This is a genomic window from Dyadobacter crusticola DSM 16708 (assembly GCF_000701505.1).
GTDB lineage: Bacteria > Bacteroidota > Bacteroidia > Cytophagales > Spirosomataceae > Dyadobacter > Dyadobacter crusticola.
The window spans coordinates 298,225-315,447 of record NZ_JNJB01000008.1; the positions used below are offsets into that span (position 1 = coordinate 298,225).

Sequence of the window (17,223 nt, forward strand, 5' to 3'; positions counted from 1 at the left end):
CCCCGTTTAAGGCTTGACTTCTTTTTTTCGATGATTCGATGAGAGAACACATAGAGCGGCTTCATAAAATCGCGCAGAATGAGTCCAGGCGCATTATCGGGTTGATGTCTGGAACCTCACTGGACGGGCTTGATATCGCAGTTTGTAATATCCGCGATAGTGGCACGAGCACTTCATTATCGCTTGAAAAATTCACCACGGTGCCCTACGAAGACGATTTTCGAAGAGATATCCGGACGATATTTGCGAAACGTGAGATTGATTTTCAGCAGCTTTGTGTGCTCAATCCTTACATTGGCATCACGCATGGTAAAATGGTCGTTCAATCCCTGCGTGAATGTGGTATCTCTACCACTGAAATTGATCTGATCGCAAGCCACGGGCAGACTGTTTTTCACGCGCCCCGAAAGCAGCACCAACTACCTAAGTACCCGAATGCAACCATGCAAATTGGTGATGGTGACCATATCGCTGTTGAAACCGGCATTATTACGATTAGTGATTTTCGCCAAAAACACATTGCAGCAGGAGGAGAAGGTGCGCCGCTCGCTGTGTACGGCGACTATTATCTGTTTTCAAAACAAAATGAAAATCGCATATTGCTCAATATGGGCGGTATAGCCAACTTCACCTTACTGCCCGGGCATTTAGACTCTGCGGCAGTTTTTACCACTGACACAGGCCCCGGAAATACATTACTGGACTATTTCGTCAGAAAGCTTTTTAACAAACCATTCGACGAAAATGGGCGCATTGCGGCAAGCGGGAATGTAAACCAGGCACTGTTAAACGAGTTAAAATCACTCGCTTTTTTCGATCTCCCATTTCCTAAAACAACCGGCCCGGAAGTTTTTAGCGCAGCATACGTGGAAGGCGCGCTTGAAAAGGCGGGCATAACACCTGTTTCAAACGAAGATCTGATTGCGACACTTACTCAGTTGAGTGCGGACACTATTGTCGCCGCCATCCAGGATTCCATTGAAGAAGGCGAGGAGTACAAAATATATGCAAGCGGCGGCGGGGCCCACAACCCCGTTTTAATGGAAGCTATCAGCAGTGGATTACAGAAATCGGTCGGTTTGATTGATGAACTCGGCATCTCCGGCGACGCAAAAGAAGCCGTGCTGTTCGCTGTACTTGCGAATGAAGCAGTTGCAGGGTTATATTCCGATTTCGGTAAAAAAGAAGGAGTTCCGTCCATTTCAATGGGCAAGATTTCATTTCCGGGTTAACCTCCAATTCAAAACGTTAAAATAGACAAGTTGTAATGTACGATATCACAATCATAGGAGGCGGAATAGTCGGGCTCGCTACTGCGTTGCGTATCAAGGAGCAAAGACCCGGACTTAAAGTACTGCTGCTCGAAAAAGAACACGAAGTAGCAAAGCACCAGACGGGCCACAACAGTGGTGTAATCCATTCAGGGCTTTACTATAAACCCGGAAGTTTGAAAGCCACCAACTGCATTCGCGGGTACCAGATGTTGCTTGATTTCTGTAACAGAGAAGGCGTTCCTTATGATTTGTGCGGCAAAATAGTAGTAGCTACTTCCGAAGAACAGCGTCCATTATTACGGAATCTATTTGAGCGCGGAAACCAGAACGGACTTATCCAGAACCGCATGATCTCGCAGGCTGAGATACGCGAAAAGGAGCCTTATGTAGTTGGCCTTGAAGGTATTTGGGTGCCTTATACAGGTATTATCGATTATAAACAAGTATGCGAGAAATACGCAGAATGCTTTCAAAACCTGAGCGGCGAGATCCTCTTCGGCGAAAAAGTGATTGATGTACGAAGCAAAACCTCACACTCAGAAGTAGTGTCAGCGAGCGGGAAGGTCTTTGAAACAAGGCTAATTGTAAACTGTGCGGGACTATACTCCGACAAAGTCGCGCAACTGACGCAGCCAGAAAACATCAAGGTCAGGATTATTCCGTTCCGCGGCGAGTACTACAAGATCAAGCCCGAGCGGCATTATCTGGTTCGCAACCTGATATATCCTGTTCCAGACCCCAATTTCCCGTTCCTGGGCGTGCATTTTACAAGAATGATCGAAGGTGGCATCGAAGCGGGCCCGAATGCTGTTTTTGCATTCAGGCGTGAAGGGTACAATAGGCTGGATATCAATGTACCTGAACTCCTGGAATCACTTGCCTGGCCAGGTTTCAGGAAGGTAGCTACCAAATACTGGAAAACAGGAATGGGAGAGTATTACCGCTCGTTCTCAAAAGCTGCCTTTGCCAAAGCATTACAGGGGCTGATCCCGGCTGTACGTATCGAAGATCTTGTTCCTGGCGGCTCCGGCGTAAGAGCGCAAGCCTGTGACTACGACGGCGGCTTGCTGGATGATTTTTCCATTATCGAAAACAAAAACGCTATCAATATTTGTAACGCCCCTTCACCGGCCGCAACTTCGTCGCTCTCGATTGGGCAAACGGTTTCGGAAAGGGTTTTAGCGCGGCTTTGAAGCTCCCTTGCCGCCGACTTAAGTCGACGGCAAGGGATTAAAAAAGTGAAAATAGTAGATTATTTGTTGAAATTTCCCCAAAATACAATATCTTTGATATGAAGAAATTTTCCACGGTTCACGATGCTTTCGATTGGTGGATAAAGAACATTTATCCAGATTTATCGCCAGATCAGAAAAAAGGGAAATTGACAAACGCATGGCGAGACTACACTCACAAGGGAAGTATGTCAGAGTCAAGAATGAAAGAGATTTTGATTGAGTATGGACACTTTGAGATCCAAACAATCATTATTTATAAGCCCTAACAGGCTTTTTATTTAACTTATTTCTGGGGAAATTTCCCCAGAAAGTACAAAAGAAAAACCCGGATCCTTCGGTGACCAAACTTCAACACCCTGGCGAGTTCAATCAATTAACAATCAAACTTTCGTAAATGCATGAACACATTTCAGAATTCAGCGAACAAAACAGCAAATTGTACGGAGACCAATCCATCGCAAACCGAACACGTGATGATCAATGATGTTCGCGATTTTTTCTCAACAGATAGCTGCGCCGAAATCATCGGTTCAATGAATGCATTGCTTGAAACTGTACTTTTCAGTAAGGATGTGGAGAATGTAACTCCCGAAATGCGGGTCGATATTGCCAATCAACTCAGAGCAGTAACATTGATTAGCAAATTGAATGAAAAGAATCGGCGGGTTAGCTGTTAGCCGTTAGCTGTTAGCTGTTAGCTGTTAGCTGTTAGCTGTTAGCTGTTAGCTGTTTATGAAAACAAAAAGTCGTGGCTGCTCCTACTGAAACAACCACGACTTTAAAATAAACATCTGTAAAAGAAGCCAACAGCTAAAAGCCGGCTGCCCTCTCCTACTCGCGCCCTAACTTACTGTGCTTCTTACCATATCCGAAATAAACTGCTAAGCCGATCGCTAGCCAGATCGCCAGACGGTACCAGCTTTCTACCGGCAGAGAGTACATCAGGTACACACAAACTACAATCCCCATAATCGGAACAAACGGTACCAATGGCGTACGGAATGCACGGTGTAATTCTGGTCTTTTTACACGCAGCATCCAAACACCCACGCATACCAGACAGAACGCAAACAAAGTACCGATACTCACCATGTGACCAAGATCACTCACCGGAACCAGTCCAGCGAAAATGCTCACAAAAGCCATAAAGAACAGGTTTGTCTTCCAAGGCGTAGAAAATCTGGGGTGTACCGCGCTGAAAAACTTTGGCAGCAATCCGTCTTTACTCATGGAGTAAAAAACACGGCTCTGACCTAAAAGCATCACAAGCATTACCGACGTATAACCAGCCAAGATCGCGATGATTAAAGCTGTTTGGAGTGAATCATAGCCGGTTTTGGCAAATGCCGTTGCAGCGGGCTTGGCGTCGTTCAGGAAGTCTGTGTATTTCACCAGACCTGTCATCACGTGTGCAAACAATACATACAGAATCGTACAAACGACCAGCGAGCCCAGAATACCGATTGGCATTCCCTTTTGCGGGTTCTTCGCTTCCTGTGCGGCAGTGGACACTGCGTCAAATCCGATAAATGCAAAGAAGACGACAGCAGCCCCGGTGGCAATACCCGACCAGCCAAAGTTCTCGTAAGCGCCGGTATTTTCAGGAATGTACGGAACGTAATTATCAGGATTAATATGGCTCCAACCCAATGCGATAAATATCAGTACAACTGCCACTTTAAGCACTACCAGCATATTGTTCAAAAATGCAGAACCTTCGGTACCGCGGATCAGCAACAGGGATAACATGCACACAATGAAAATGGCGGGAAGGTTTACAATCCCATCATTGATCACGGTCCCGTTGCTCAATGTAACCACTTCAAAAGGCGAGCAAACCAGCTGAGTCGGGAGATGTATATCAAATTTACTAAGCAATTCCAGCAGGTATCTCGACCAGCTTACTGAGACCGTTGCAGCTCCCAAAGCATATTCAAGAACAAGGTCCCAGCCAATGATCCAGGCTACAAATTCGCCCATTGTAGCATAAGAATAAGTATAAGCACTTCCTGCAATGGGTATCATGGAAGCAAATTCGGCGTAGCAAAGGCCGGCAAAGCCGCAGCCTACCGCGGCAAGTATAAATGAGATCGTTACCGCAGGCCCTGAATGTTCCGCAGCGGCAATACCTGTCAAAGAGAAGAGTCCCGCACCAATGATGGCACCAATTCCTAGTGCTACCAGACTCGCCGATCCTAATGATCTTTTGAGCTGGTTAGCCTCGCCTGTTGATTCACTTAATAATTTCTCAATGGGCTTTTTAACCCATAATTGATTTGCCATAAGCTGTTTGTTGTAGTTATTTTAACATCTTATAAAACTATAAGAAAATTCTGCTACTTACGTATTCCTGCAAAATAAAAAGAGGGCAAGTACAATCCTCACCCTCTTTTATTCTATAAATCTTACGCTTTAACCTTTTTACCAGCAGGCGCAACAGGTTCAGCTACTGCAAGCGCAGGCTCTTTCATCTTTTCGCGTTGCAGAAGGTCTACCACGATCGGCGCCGCTACGAACAGTGAAGAGTAAGTTCCTACGATTACCCCAAGCAGCATACAGAATGTAAATCCGCGGATAACCGCTCCTCCGAAGATCATCAGTACAAGCAATACGAGAATTACAGAAATACCTGTCACCGCTGTACGGCTCAGCGTACTGTTCAATGCATTGTTGATTACGGTAGGCAGGCTCTGGCCCCGCGCCTTATCATCTTTCAGGTAATCTCTGATACGGTCATAAATTACGACAGTATCATTCATCGAATAACCGATCATTGTGAGGATTGCACCGATAAATGCCTGGTCGATATCAAGTGACCAGGGAAGAATGCCATTGAACAATGAGAAAATAGCCAGGATAATCACCACATCATGCAAAAGCGACATTACCGCACCGTAGCTAAATGCAACTCTCCTGAAACGGATCAGGATGTACACAAAGTTGGCCGCAAGCGCCAGCAATACTGCATAAATAGCTGACCATAATGTATCCTTCGCCATCGTTGGACCCACTTTATTTGAGCTTACGATTGTGGCAGGATTACCGCTGATCTTGTTCACGCCTTCCATCACCTTAGCCTCAGCTTTCTGGTCCGCGTCGGGTGTCGTTTCATCAATCAGGTAAGCAGTAGTGATTTTAACCTGGTCCTGACCACCGAAAGTTTTCACCTCCGTAGAAGATCCCAATGTTTCGTCCATTTTGCTGCGCAGATCATCTGCATCCACCTTGTTTTCAAAACGAATCACATACGAACGGCCACCTTTGAAGTCGATACCTAAACCGAATCCTTTGAAAATGAATGAACCGATACCGATGGCGATGATAACTCCGGAAATCAGGTAGAAGCGCTTGCGCTGCGATACGAAGTCGAAATGATTGTCCTTAAACCAGTTTTTGGTCAGCCCGGTGTAAAAGTTGAAAACCTTCCCTTTCTTGATTTGTTGTTCCAGTAAAAGGCGGGTGATGAAAATCGCACTGAACAGTGATGTAAGCAAACCCAGTACCAAGGTAGTCGCAAAACCAAGTACAAGCCCGGTACCAAATGTATAAAGGATAATACCTGTTAATAAGGTTGTTACGTTCGAGTCAATGATCGCGCTCAGCGAGTGTTTAAATCCGTCGCGGATTGCCTGGGTAAAAGGCTTGCCTGTTTCCATCTCCACCTTGATACTCTCGTAAATCAATACGTTCGCATCCACAGCCATACCAATCGAAAGTACGATACCTGCGATACCTGAAAGCGTCAATACTGCACCCAATGACGCCATCACGCCAAGCAGGAAGAACAAGTTAATTAACAAGGCGATATCTGCAATCCAGCCAGCTTTGCTGTAGTAAGCCACCATGAAAACCAGTACGATCAGCAGACCAACCGCAGAGGATAACAAACCCGCATTAATCGCCTCAGCACCGAGTGTCGAGCCTACCACCGCTTCTTCCACAATGTGTGTCGGAGCCGGCAGCTTACCTGCTTTTAGCACGTTCGACATATCTTTTGTTTCTTCCACCGTGAAGCTACCTGTAATGCTTGAGTTACCATTTGGAATTTCTCCCTGTACAGTCGGTGCAGTGTAAACCAGGTTATCGATGATGATAGCTACCGGACGGCCAACGCTGCGGGCAGTCAAGGAGCGCCATTTACGTGCTCCTTCTCCATTCATACGCATGGTAACTTCCGGCCGACCTCTTTCGTCATAATCGTGCGTTGCATCTACGATCACGTCGCCTTCCATTGCAGCTTCGCCATTTGCCTTTTTGATAAAATACAATGGCAGGATCAACTGATTGTCACCAGCGGCTGTTCCTTTGCGGTCCCACATGAAAACAAGATCAGCAGGGAACAATGAACGTACTTCCGGGCGGCGCAGGATTTCTCCGGCACGTGCAGTATCTTTCAAATAAACGCCCAATCCTTGTGGCATTGGAACAAACAGGCTGGTCAATGCGGCAGTTTGTGCGGCTACCGCAGCGGAGTCATTCTGAGTAGAATCACTTTTCTGAGCGAGCTGCTCAGCCAAACCGCCGGTAGATGTTTTCTTGGTAGTATCTGTGAGTGCAGTAGTTGCAGCAGCAGGTTTCTTTGCTTTTTCAATTTCAGCTTGCTGGGTCAGATATCTGCCCAGACCTTCCAGTCCCGCGCCAAGTTCATTTGTAAGATATACCTCTGCAAATTCAAGCTTTGCAGCGCCTGAGAGCAGGCGGCGAACACGCTCCGGATTATCCACACCTGGCAATTCCACCAAAATACGGTTCTGACCAGGCAAACGCTGGATATTCGGGTTAGTTACCCCAAACTTATCAATACGTGCAGAAGTAATCTGAAATGCGCGGTCGATAGAACCATCCACCTCCGTATTCAGCATCTTAATTACATCTGCATCAGATGAATTGCTGCTGATCTTGCCACGGTTGGCACTGGTTGCGAACAACGACGCAAGGCTGCTGCTAGGTGCTGCCTCTTTGTAAGCTGCTGCAAAACGGTTGATAAATGTACTGTTGCTCGCCGCTTTGTCCTCGCCTGCCTTTTTCAATGCAGTCTGGAATGCTGCGCTGCGTGCATTTCCGCCGGCCATTCCTCTCAAAATGTCCGCAGGTGCTACTTCAAGCACTACGTGCATTCCACCCTGTAAGTCAAGACCCAGGTTCAGTTCACGCTCGGTAACCTCTTGCAATGTGTGGCCGAGATATACCTCTTCACGCCACAGAGAATCAATGTAACGTTGTTTTTTCGCGATATCTACCTCTCCTTTTGCGTCAGTTGCATAAGCAATTGCCTTGCTTCTGAAGCTTCTTGAAGCAAAAGTAAAAGACAGATAATAAACGCTAATAAGGGCGATCACGATGGTCAGCCCTATTATTCCATTTTTATTGGTCATTTTCTTAAATGAAAAAATTGATTGGGATTCTTAAAAAAATACGGACTTGCTGCCTGGTTCAGGCTACGAGGCGCTTCACTTTGAAAATATTATAGTAATGCAGAAAGAGTCTCCTATCTTATCAAGGAGCATTGGTGACTATGAACCTTCCGAAGATCCGGTGGAAGTAGGAAAACAGGAAAAATGATTCCTGGAAAGTAAATCTGACCGCCAGCTCTTTGGCTACAAAATGCCAGACGGGCTGAGGTAAAAAGTAAAAGTAATCGGAGAAGTTAAACGAAATGGCGGGGGTAATTACCGCATCCAGCGCAAGCGCGCTTACTTTGGCTTCGCCAGGCTGGGAAGCCTGCTCAGCCGCGCCACTCTTGGCAATTTCTTTCGATTTGGAAACAAGGTTCTGTCCGCCTATTGCATGATCAGACCAAGACCGTGCGCCTGCTACCACCAAAAGCATGGCGGCAAGCATAAAGCTGATTGTCTGGTTGATAACTCTTTGAGTTTTCACTGTTTGCAGTAGGGGGTTCAAAAACGAACCGCAAATTAGGATCGAAAATTTCAGAATAGCAAACTATTTTTTTCGTATTCAACGGATAATCCAGAAGGATAGTATTCGATCATCATCAAACACAGTATGAACTAAATACAAATGATCTGAGAAGGTATTCGCGCCAGTTGACCAGTCTGAAAATCCGGCAGAACGCTCTCACAGGAAAATGAATGTAAAGCTAATTGTAAACGAACAGTAGCGCCGACTGCAAGTAAACCCCTGAGGGTAAATACTTTTAAAGATATAGATTCGCTATATTGATGTTTATAACAAACAGAATTATAAAAGGATGTTGAATAACAAAATCTTTATTGGTGCGGGAGCTCTGATCGTTGTTATATCTTCCTTTTTCTGGCTTTCGGGCTCGGGCTCCTCGTCGGTAGATTATAATACCGATGTAAAGCCTATTTTGAACAAGCATTGTATGGGCTGCCACGGAGGAGTGAAGAAGGCCGGCGACGTGAGTTTCCTGTTTGAGCATGAAATGCTGGAACCCGGTAAGTCCGGCAAGATCCCGGTCGTGCGCGGTGACGCCGACGCCAGCGAGATGATCCGGCGCATACTATCCGATGATCCAGACGAAAAAATGCCGAAAAATGGCACGCCGCTCAATGAGCAGGAAGTTGATATTCTCAAAAAATGGATCAATGAAGGTGCGAAATGGGAAACGCATTGGTCTTACAAAAAAATCGAAAAGCCGGAAGTACCTTCTCTTAACAGTTTCAGCAATTTGTTCGGACTGCTGAACACAGGCGACAAAAAGTGGGCGACCAATGAGATTGACCACTTTATTTTGGCCAAACTGAAAGACAAAGACCTAACAGTATCGCCCGAGGCCGACCGCGCCACATTGATCCGCCGGGTAAGTCTGGACCTGACCGGCTTGCCTCCAACCGAGAAGCAGGTTGCCGATTTTATAAATGACAACTCGGAAAATGCTTATGAAAAGGTAGTTGACCGCCTGCTCCATTCACCAGGCTATGGAGAGCGCTGGACTTCCATGTGGATGGATCTGGCTAGGTATGCAGATACAAAAGGGTACGAGAGCGACGGCGGGCGCACCATGTGGCGCTACCGGGATTATGTGGTAAAATCTTTCAACCAGGATAAGCCTTTTGACCAGTTTACCATTGAACAGCTCGCAGGGGATTTACTTCAAAAGGACAAAGACGGTTTCCCGCTAGAAGACAATATGATCGCCACCGGCTACCACCGGAACACGATGACAAACAATGAAGGTGGTACCGACGATGAGGAATTCCGCACTGCCGCGCAGATCGACCGCGTGAACACAACCTGGGAAGTTTGGCAGGGAACTACATTTGCATGCATTCAATGCCACAGCCACCCTTATGATCCGATTCCGCACGAGGATTATTACAAATACATGGCATTCTTCAATAACACCCGCGACGAAGATGTGTGGGATGAATGGCCAAAGCTGCGGTTTTACAAAGGAGAAGATTCAATGCGGGTGGAACGCGTGAAAAGCTGGATCAGACAAAACAAACCTGAGCAGCTGCCGGAAGTGACGCAGTTTATGAAAGTAATGGAGCCGAAGATCAATGCCCACAACTTTGTAAAAGGCGACCAGTCGACGGTATTGACGATTTCCTATTATGGTGTGAAAAACAATGGAAACGCGCGTATTTCGCAAGTTAACCTTACCGGCGCGGACAATGTGGTCATGAACATTGCCACCAAAGCGGAGAATGCCGTACTATCCTTACACCTCGACAAACTAGACGGCCCGGTGATTTCTGAGATCAAAGTGCCGGTGAGAGATTCTGTGATCATTGCACCACTTATCAAAACATCAGGTAAGCACGACATTTATCTCGCACTTAAAAGTCCCAAAGCACCGGAAGAATGGGTGCGGATTACCTGGATATCTTTTCAAAAAGCATTGCCGGGGACTGACAAACCTGAGTACAAGGAAATTCTTTCAGATTATGCGACGGTACTGACCCGCCAAACCGAGAGCATGCCGGTAATCTGGGAAGGTAAAGGAGATTTTGCACGGAAAACACATGTTTTTGTTCGCGGAAACTGGATGGTAAAAGGCGCAGAAGTAAAACCTGATGTACCAAAATTGCTGGCGCCGTTACCAGGCGACGCGCCGCGTGACAGACTTGGTCTGGCCAAATGGATTGTAAGCCGCGACAATGCACTGACCTCCCGTGTCATCGTGAACCGGTTCTGGGAACAGCTGTTTGGAAAGGGGATTGTTGAAACCGTGGAAGATTTCGGCTCACAGGGCGCAGAGCCGACACATCCCGAGCTTCTGGACTGGTTAGCGGTAAAGTTTATGGAAGATGATCAATGGAGTATCAAAAAAATGCTGAAAACGATTGTGATGTCGTCGACCTACCGGCAGAGCTCCAAGACCAATGAAGATAAACTCGAAAAAGACCCTTACAATGTCTGGATCTCGCGCGGGCCACGCGTCCGCCTCAGTGCGGAACAGGTACGTGACCAGGCACTGGCGTGCAGCGGGTTGATATCAGATAAAATGTACGGTCCCGGTGTAATGCCGCCTCAGCCTGACAAAATCTGGCAATCGCCTTACAGCGGTGAGAAGTGGGTGCTGAGTGAAGGGGAAGACAGGTATCGCCGCGGCGTGTATACTTACTGGAAGCGAACCGCGCCTTATCCGTCAATGGTAACATTTGATGCACCGAGCCGTGAATTCTGCCAGTCAAGGAGAATTTTAACCAATACACCTTTGCAGGCATTGGTTACCCTCAATGATCCGGTGTACCTGGAAGCAGCGGAAAGTCTGGCGGGTAAAATGCAAAAGAGAGGAAAAACGCCTGAACAACAATTAGCAGAAGGTTATCGGATGCTGACTTTTCAGCCGATAGAGCAGCGAAATCTGAGTGTTTTGGTGAAAGTTTATAAAGAAGCTTTGCAAGCTTACCGGAAAAAGCCCACGGATGCCGATAGCATTCTGGCTTACGGAAAAGAGCGCACACCCGAGCTGGCAGCTTTGACAATTTCAGCAAATGTGATGCTCAATCTGGATAATGTCATTACTAAAGAATGATGATGCCTGTTTTCGTCGCTCTGTTTCGATGGTGCCGTTTCCGCCATCACATACCCTTTCTCCGTCGACTGAAGTCGACGGAAATGGATTTTAGATTTTGGGCTTTGCCCGAAAATCAATTAAAAACAATCAATTGCGCCCGGCTTTAGACAGATTGCACTAGAATATTTAGAAAGATTCAGGGCGAAGCCCGAAAATCAGTCAAAACAATCAATTGCCCCGGGCTTAAGCCCGGGGATCTGGATAAATGGAAAAGCTAATAAAAGAATTGCAACATGCTTCTTTGCTGCACCAAACGCGGAGGCATTTTTTGCAGTCCGTTGGGTTTGGGCTGGGCGCATTAGGGCTGGGAACGATGCTTCATTCCTGCGGCTCTTCAACTGCAGCGGATACGCAGATGGGCGAAGCAGCGAGGGCCCGCATTCCACAGTTTGCACCCAAGGCGAAGCGTGTGATTTACATTCACATGGCCGGCGCGCCTTCGCAATTGGAGCTTTTCGATTACAAACCCGAATTGCTCAAATACCACGGAAAGGATTGTCCCGCCGAATTTCTGGAAGGAAAGAAGTTTGCATTTATACAGGGTGTACCAAAAATGCTCGGGCCGCAAGGTCATTTCGCACAATATGGTCAGTCTGGCGCATGGATGTCCGACTATGTCCCTTACCTGCAAACCGTGGCTGATGAGATCACATTCCTCAAAGCAATGCATACCGACCAGTTCAACCACGCACCGGCGCAGCTGCTGATGCACACGGGAAGTGCGCGGCTTGGGCGGCCCAGTTTGGGCGCGTGGTCGGTTTATGGATTGGGATCTGAGAATCAGAACCTGCCTGGGTTCATTGTTCTGGCTTCCGGGGGGCAGCAGCCTGACGCAGGAAAAAGTGTTTACGGGAGCGGCTTTTTACCGTCGGTATACCAGGGTGTACAATGCCGGACCGGCGGAGATCCCGTTTTGTACGTAAGCGACCCAAGCGGAATGAACCGCGATATGCGCAAGCAGACCATTGAAGCTATTAATGAAATTAACAAGCAGACTTACGAAGAAGTAAAAGATCCTGAAATCCTGACACGGATCAGCCAGTACGAAATGGCATTCAGAATGCAGATTTCTGTGCCGGAAGTAATGGATGTTTCCAAAGAGCCGCAGTTTATACTGGATATGTACGGCGTAAAGCCCGGCGAAGGCACTTTTGCAATGAACTGCCTGCTGGCCAGGAAGCTGGTTGAAAACGATGTCCGTTTTGTGCAGCTGTTTGACTGGGGCTGGGATGGGCACGGTACTTCGAAAGATCACAATGTAGAAGGCGGCCTGCGCCATAAATGCCGGGAATCAGACCAGCCCGTAGCTGCATTGATTAAAGATTTGAAGATGCGCGGACTTTTGGAAGAAACACTCATTATATGGGGCGCGGAATTTGGCCGCACGCCAATGCAGGAAAATCGGAATGGATTGGTAATGCCGTTTATGGGACGAGATCACCATCTGGACGCGTTCACGATGTGGATGGCGGGTGGCGGCGTAAAGCAAGGCTTCTCGCACGGAGAAACCGACGAGCTGGGTTATTATGGTACAAAAGGCAGGGTCCACGTTCACGATCTGCAAGCTACTATCCTGCATTTAATGGGTTTTGACCACGAAAAATTCACCTATCCTTTTCAGGGCAGGAACTTCCGGCTTACGGATACGGAGGGAAAAGTAGTTAAAGAAGTTATCGCTTAGGTTTTTCAAATAATGGAGCATACAACGATCAAGGCTTTCCGGATGCAGCTGAAACCGGGTTTTGAAAAAGAATACAAAAAGCGCCACGATGAGATCTGGCCGGAACTTACCGCGCTCCTGAAAAATGCCGGATTGTTGGAATACTATATATTTCTTGACGAAAAAACATTGGCCCTCTTCGCTTTTCAGAAGTTGAAAGAAGGTGATACAACCTCCGAACTGGCTGCATTACCGATCATGAAAAAATGGTGGGATTATATGGCAGATATAATGGATGTAAACGAAGACAATTCTCCTCAGGTATTTGCATTGCCCGAGGTTTTCAGGCTTTAATAAGCCGAATACAGGCATCATTAGGATTGATATTAAACCCTTTATAAATGCATTACATTCTACTTCAGGATTCGTCGTGGGCTACCTTCATTGGCAGGTTCCACCCGGCGATCGTCCACTTCCCTATCGGCTTTTTACTGATCGCAGCTGTCCTGGAAATTGGCCGACGCTGGGGTAAGGTCAATGTGAGCGAGGGTACCGTCGTCTTTATTCTGTTTTGGTCTGCTGTTACCGCGACAATCGCTTGCATTGCAGGTTATCTCCTATCCCTGAGTGGCGGATATGATGTGGAGTTATTGAATAACCACATGTGGAAAGGAATCGGCGTCGCCGTTTTTGCCTGGGCGGCCTGGCTCGTCAAGTCCGACCGGCTTTCCAGAGCAGTACCTTCGGGGAAAATGGTCTACCTGCCTGCGATTCTGATTGCTACAATCCTGACATTGAGTGCCGGTCACGACGGCGGTTCACTGACGCACGGAGCAGGTTACCTGACCCAATATACACCCGAACCATTCCGCGGACTAGCTGGGCTGCCTCCTATGCAGGAGAAAAGTACTGAAATCAAGCCGATTGCTGATGTACAGCAAGCTGTTGTTTACACCGATATTGTTCAACCCATTCTGGAAGCAAAATGCGTGCAATGCCACAGCGCCAGCAAAAGCAAAGGTGATTTACGAATGGACCAGCTTACATTACTTTTGAAAGGCGGAGAAGGCGGACCTGCGCTAATCGCGGGCAAAGGCGCTGAAAGTGACATGATCAGAAGATGCCTTTTACCCGAAAACGACGACGATCACATGCCGCCGAAAGGCAAGCCGCAGTTGACGACAGACCAGATCGCATTGCTTTCCTGGTGGATCGATCAGGGTGCGTCGGCTGACAAAAAAGTATCACAGCTAACAGTCTCAGAAGCGGTAAAGCCTGCATTGGCATCGTTGGGCAAAGAGGCTCCGGCAGGCTCAGGCCAGGCGCAGGGATCTGCGGTACTTAGTTTGAAAGTACCCAAGGCAAATGAGCAGGCAATTGAAAATCTACGTAAAACCGGATTGATCGTCAACACGTTATCTCAGGACCAGAATTTACTTGAAATCAGTGCGGTGAACCTGCCTGCTTTCAGTGACAAACAAATGGAGCTGCTGCAACCGGTAGCACAACAGATTACCTGGCTAAAATTGGGCGGCACGCAAATCACCGACGCCGCACTGCAGCAGATCGCCAAATTCCCCAATCTCAGTAAGCTGCATCTGGAACATACGTCTGTCACCGACAAAGGTATCGCTGCATTAAAGCCGCTTTCTTATCTCGAATACGTCAATATAGTTGATACCAAAGTAGGCGATGAAGGTTTGAAAATGATTGCGGGGATGAAATCTGTTAAGTCGGTTTATGTATGGCAGTCGGCGGTGACGGATAGTGCAGTAAGCCAGGCGAGTCGTCAAAATCCTAATATCATGGTGGTAAATGGATTCAATGAAGCAGCGGTGGCGCAATTTTTAAAAGCTGGTGATTCGACCGGCAGAGAAGTAGTCAAAAAACAATAATATGAACCGTCGGAAATTTATGAGCAGTGCCATCGCCACAGCGGGAGTTTTAACAGGCTTTGAGGCTATCTCAGATGCAGAAAAAGCGCCTTTCCAGTTTGACAATAAGCTTTCACTTAAAGTCTTCGGCACCAATTGGGGCTTTGTGGGGAATACCGATGCTTTTTGTGCAGCCATCAAAAAAGAAGGTTACGACGGACTGGAAATTTGGTGGCCGGGTACAAAAGAGAAGCAAAAAGAGCTTTTTACAGCTTTGAAAAAGCACAGTCTGGATGTTGGTTTTCTATGTGGATCAGCGGAAAAAGAGTATGCAGCCCATTTGGATATTTTTAAAAAGCAGATCAATGCAGCGACGACGGAGTATGAGCAAAAACCCCTTTATATCAACTGCCACAGCGGGAAGGATTTTTTTACCTACGAACAAAACAGAGCATTTATAGACCATACTACTGCTGCAGCTGCTAAAACAGGAATTCCCATTTACCATGAAACACATAGGGGTAGAATGCTTTTTGCTGCGCATATTGCAAGGGAGTTTATGGAGAAAAATCCTGAACTGAGATTGACGCTCGATATTTCGCACTGGTGTAATGTGCACGAAAGTCTGTTGCAGGATCAACAGGAAACGGTTAAACTCGCATTGTCGCGAACCGGTCACATTCACTCGCGCGTCGGACACGAAGAGGGGCCGCAGGTCAATGATCCGCGGGCTCCCGAGTGGGAGGCAGCCTTAAAGGCGCATTTAGCGTGGTGGGATGCGGTTGTGGAACAGAAAGTAAAAAGTGGCGAAACGCTGACTGTTTTAACAGAATTCGGCCCGCCTAATTACCTGCCTACAGTCCCGTTTACGCACCAGCCTATTGCAGATCAATGGGCAATTAATGTACATATGATGCATTTATTCAGAAAACGATACTTAAAATAGTTATGAAGAACACACACTTTTTACTTGCGGCCGACGAGACGGAGGTTCAAAAAGAATTTCACGCTGCGGTAATAGCGCACATCGATGGTACCAAATCTCTTTCCGTCAAAGATTTCCATACTCAGATCGCAGAGGCATTGCAGTTCCCTGACTATGAGGGTACAAGTCTGGATGATCTGGACGAAATGCTGAACGATCTTTCCTGGATCGGATCGAAGCAGATTATTATTTACATCAGCAGCTCGGCTGAGTGGCTTTCAAAAGAAAAATCGCAGGAGAAAATTCTCACGGTGATCGACATGCTCGATGCAACTGCTGAGGATTGGAAATGGCTCGACGATGAGGAAGGTGTTGATAAAAAAGAACTGCGCATCGTTTTCCAGCAGTCCGACCGCATTAATGCGCTGCTGGAAGAGCAGGAGATACCATTTGGTGTTATTTAACTAATGGAGCTTATAGGGCATCAACGACTACTGATACCCATTTTCCAAAACACTCCTCCGCCACTTCGCATAACCTATCATGGCGAGTATCAGAAAGACGAAGTACAACAATGCGGTGAGGTTCAGGAATTTGTAAATGTACATGATTACATAACAAGCGTCGGCTGCTATCCAGACCAGCCAGTTTTCGAGGTATTTTCTGGCCATCATCCATTGTCCGATCAGGCTCGCGATTGTCAATGCCGAATCAGCATAGGTGAAGCTTGCATTCGTGAACCTTTCCAGCAGGTATCCCCATGAAATGGTTGCACCAATGAAAACAAGGGCGAAAACGGGATATAACTTGCGCGGAGTAAATGTTACCTGTAATTCGTTCCGGCCGACTCCGCCGAATTTCCACATCCACCAGCCGTAAATGCTTGTAAGAAAGTAGTAGCCCTGCAACCCCATATCTGCATACAATCGTACCTGCCAGAAAACAGCTGCGTATAGAATCGCATTGATGATCCCGAAAAACCAACCAAGTACATTCTGCCGCGTGTTCAGATAAACACAGATCGCGCCAGTCACAAAGCCGAGGATTTCCAAAGGTGTGGTTACGAATATCCCAAGGGACACCATCTTGTTGAGCCAGTCGATCATCATTATCGCATTAAAACATCTGAAAAGCTGGAAAATATGCGAATATAGGTACGAAATGCCAGGCTGTTAACGAAAGCGTAACTTGTAGCTGTGACCTTTGGTCTTATTTTTGTAGTCAAGGAATATCAGCAAACGAAAT

The 17,223-nt window shown here is 47.0% G+C and carries 13 protein-coding genes; 9 read left to right on the plus strand and 4 right to left on the minus strand.

Annotated features, from left to right (window positions below):
• The first annotated feature begins 38 nt into the window (after positions 1 to 38).
• The 3 genes from Q369_RS0113985 to Q369_RS0114000 all read left to right on the plus strand — a co-directional run bounded on the left by Q369_RS0113985 (position 39) and on the right by Q369_RS0114000 (position 3,186).
• Positions 39 to 1,232, plus strand: coding sequence for an anhydro-N-acetylmuramic acid kinase (locus tag Q369_RS0113985; protein ID WP_031528422.1), 1,194 nt, complete (start codon positions 39 to 41; stop codon positions 1,230 to 1,232).
• Positions 1,233 to 1,267: 35 nt separating this feature from the next.
• Positions 1,268 to 2,467 carry an L-2-hydroxyglutarate dehydrogenase gene (gene lhgD / locus Q369_RS0113990; RefSeq protein WP_031528423.1) on the plus strand — a complete coding sequence of 400 codons (1,200 nt, stop codon included), beginning with the start codon at positions 1,268 to 1,270 and terminating at the stop codon, positions 2,465 to 2,467.
• Positions 2,468 to 2,907: 440 nt separating this feature from the next.
• Positions 2,908 to 3,186: a hypothetical protein gene (locus Q369_RS0114000; RefSeq protein ID WP_031528425.1), complete on the plus strand. Its 279-nt coding sequence runs from the start codon at positions 2,908 to 2,910 to the stop codon at positions 3,184 to 3,186.
• A gap of 154 nt (positions 3,187 to 3,340) precedes the next feature.
• On the opposite strand, the gene Q369_RS0114005 is transcribed toward Q369_RS0114000, so the two are convergent.
• The 3 genes from Q369_RS0114005 to Q369_RS0114015 form a co-directional block, all read right to left on the minus strand.
• Positions 3,341 to 4,792, minus strand: coding sequence for an amino acid permease (locus tag Q369_RS0114005; protein WP_031528426.1), 1,452 nt, complete (start codon positions 4,790 to 4,792; stop codon positions 3,341 to 3,343).
• 122 nt (positions 4,793 to 4,914) lie between these two features.
• A complete protein-coding gene (secDF, locus tag Q369_RS0114010) occupies positions 4,915 to 7,884 on the minus strand; it encodes a protein translocase subunit SecDF (protein WP_031528427.1) in 2,970 nt (989 codons plus the stop codon).
• 121 nt (positions 7,885 to 8,005) lie between these two features.
• On the minus strand, positions 8,006 to 8,389 hold the full coding sequence (locus Q369_RS0114015; RefSeq protein ID WP_229206837.1) for a hypothetical protein: 384 nt from the start codon (positions 8,387 to 8,389) through the stop codon (positions 8,006 to 8,008).
• Between the two features lie 331 nt (positions 8,390 to 8,720).
• Between Q369_RS0114015 and Q369_RS0114020 the strand changes: the two genes are divergently transcribed.
• The 6 genes from Q369_RS0114020 (at position 8,721) to Q369_RS0114045 (ending at position 16,442) form a co-directional block, all read left to right on the plus strand.
• Positions 8,721 to 11,477 (plus strand): DUF1553 domain-containing protein, encoded by a 2,757-nt coding sequence (locus tag Q369_RS0114020; RefSeq protein WP_031528429.1) that lies wholly within the window; start codon positions 8,721 to 8,723, stop codon positions 11,475 to 11,477.
• A gap of 247 nt (positions 11,478 to 11,724) precedes the next feature.
• The gene (locus Q369_RS0114025; protein WP_031528430.1) at positions 11,725 to 13,200 is read left to right on the plus strand and encodes a DUF1501 domain-containing protein; all 1,476 of its coding nucleotides are present in this window, start codon (positions 11,725 to 11,727) and stop codon (positions 13,198 to 13,200) included.
• A gap of 12 nt (positions 13,201 to 13,212) precedes the next feature.
• Positions 13,213 to 13,533, plus strand: a complete 321-nt coding sequence (gene rhaM, locus Q369_RS0114030; RefSeq protein ID WP_031528431.1) for an L-rhamnose mutarotase — start codon at positions 13,213 to 13,215, stop codon at positions 13,531 to 13,533.
• Between the two features lie 47 nt (positions 13,534 to 13,580).
• Positions 13,581 to 15,074, plus strand: coding sequence for a c-type cytochrome domain-containing protein (locus tag Q369_RS0114035; RefSeq protein WP_031528432.1), 1,494 nt, complete (start codon positions 13,581 to 13,583; stop codon positions 15,072 to 15,074).
• Between the two features lies 1 nt (position 15,075).
• On the plus strand, positions 15,076 to 15,999 hold the full coding sequence (locus Q369_RS0114040) for a sugar phosphate isomerase/epimerase family protein (RefSeq protein ID WP_031528433.1): 924 nt from the start codon (positions 15,076 to 15,078) through the stop codon (positions 15,997 to 15,999).
• Between the two features lie 2 nt (positions 16,000 to 16,001).
• A complete protein-coding gene (locus Q369_RS0114045; protein WP_031528434.1) occupies positions 16,002 to 16,442 on the plus strand; it encodes a barstar family protein in 441 nt (146 codons plus the stop codon).
• Positions 16,443 to 16,469: 27 nt separating this feature from the next.
• Here Q369_RS0114045 and pnuC read toward each other — a convergent pair whose 3' ends face one another.
• Complete coding sequence (gene pnuC, locus Q369_RS0114050; protein WP_229206838.1) at positions 16,470 to 17,087, minus strand: nicotinamide riboside transporter PnuC; 618 nt, start codon at positions 17,085 to 17,087, stop codon at positions 16,470 to 16,472.
• Positions 17,088 to 17,223: the final 136 nt, after the last annotated feature.

Excerpts from the sequence above, each read along its gene's own strand:
- Q369_RS0113985 (WP_031528422.1), top strand. The coding sequence starts at position 39 with ATGAGAGAACACATAGAGCGGCTTCATAAAATCGCGCAGAATGAGTCC.
- lhgD (WP_031528423.1), top strand. The coding sequence starts at position 1,268 with ATGTACGATATCACAATCATAGGAGGCGGAATAGTCGGGCTCGCTACT.
- Q369_RS0114000 (WP_031528425.1), top strand. The coding sequence starts at position 2,908 with ATGAACACATTTCAGAATTCAGCGAACAAAACAGCAAATTGTACGGAG.
- Q369_RS0114005 (WP_031528426.1), bottom strand. The coding sequence starts at position 4,792 with ATGGCAAATCAATTATGGGTTAAAAAGCCCATTGAGAAATTATTAAGT.
- secDF (WP_031528427.1), bottom strand. The coding sequence starts at position 7,884 with ATGACCAATAAAAATGGAATAATAGGGCTGACCATCGTGATCGCCCTT.
- Q369_RS0114020 (WP_031528429.1), top strand. The coding sequence starts at position 8,721 with ATGTTGAATAACAAAATCTTTATTGGTGCGGGAGCTCTGATCGTTGTT.
- Q369_RS0114025 (WP_031528430.1), top strand. The coding sequence starts at position 11,725 with ATGGAAAAGCTAATAAAAGAATTGCAACATGCTTCTTTGCTGCACCAA.
- rhaM (WP_031528431.1), top strand. The coding sequence starts at position 13,213 with ATGGAGCATACAACGATCAAGGCTTTCCGGATGCAGCTGAAACCGGGT.
- Q369_RS0114035 (WP_031528432.1), top strand. The coding sequence starts at position 13,581 with ATGCATTACATTCTACTTCAGGATTCGTCGTGGGCTACCTTCATTGGC.
- Q369_RS0114040 (WP_031528433.1), top strand. The coding sequence starts at position 15,076 with ATGAACCGTCGGAAATTTATGAGCAGTGCCATCGCCACAGCGGGAGTT.
- Q369_RS0114045 (WP_031528434.1), top strand. The coding sequence starts at position 16,002 with ATGAAGAACACACACTTTTTACTTGCGGCCGACGAGACGGAGGTTCAA.
- pnuC (WP_229206838.1), bottom strand. The coding sequence starts at position 17,087 with ATGATGATCGACTGGCTCAACAAGATGGTGTCCCTTGGGATATTCGTA.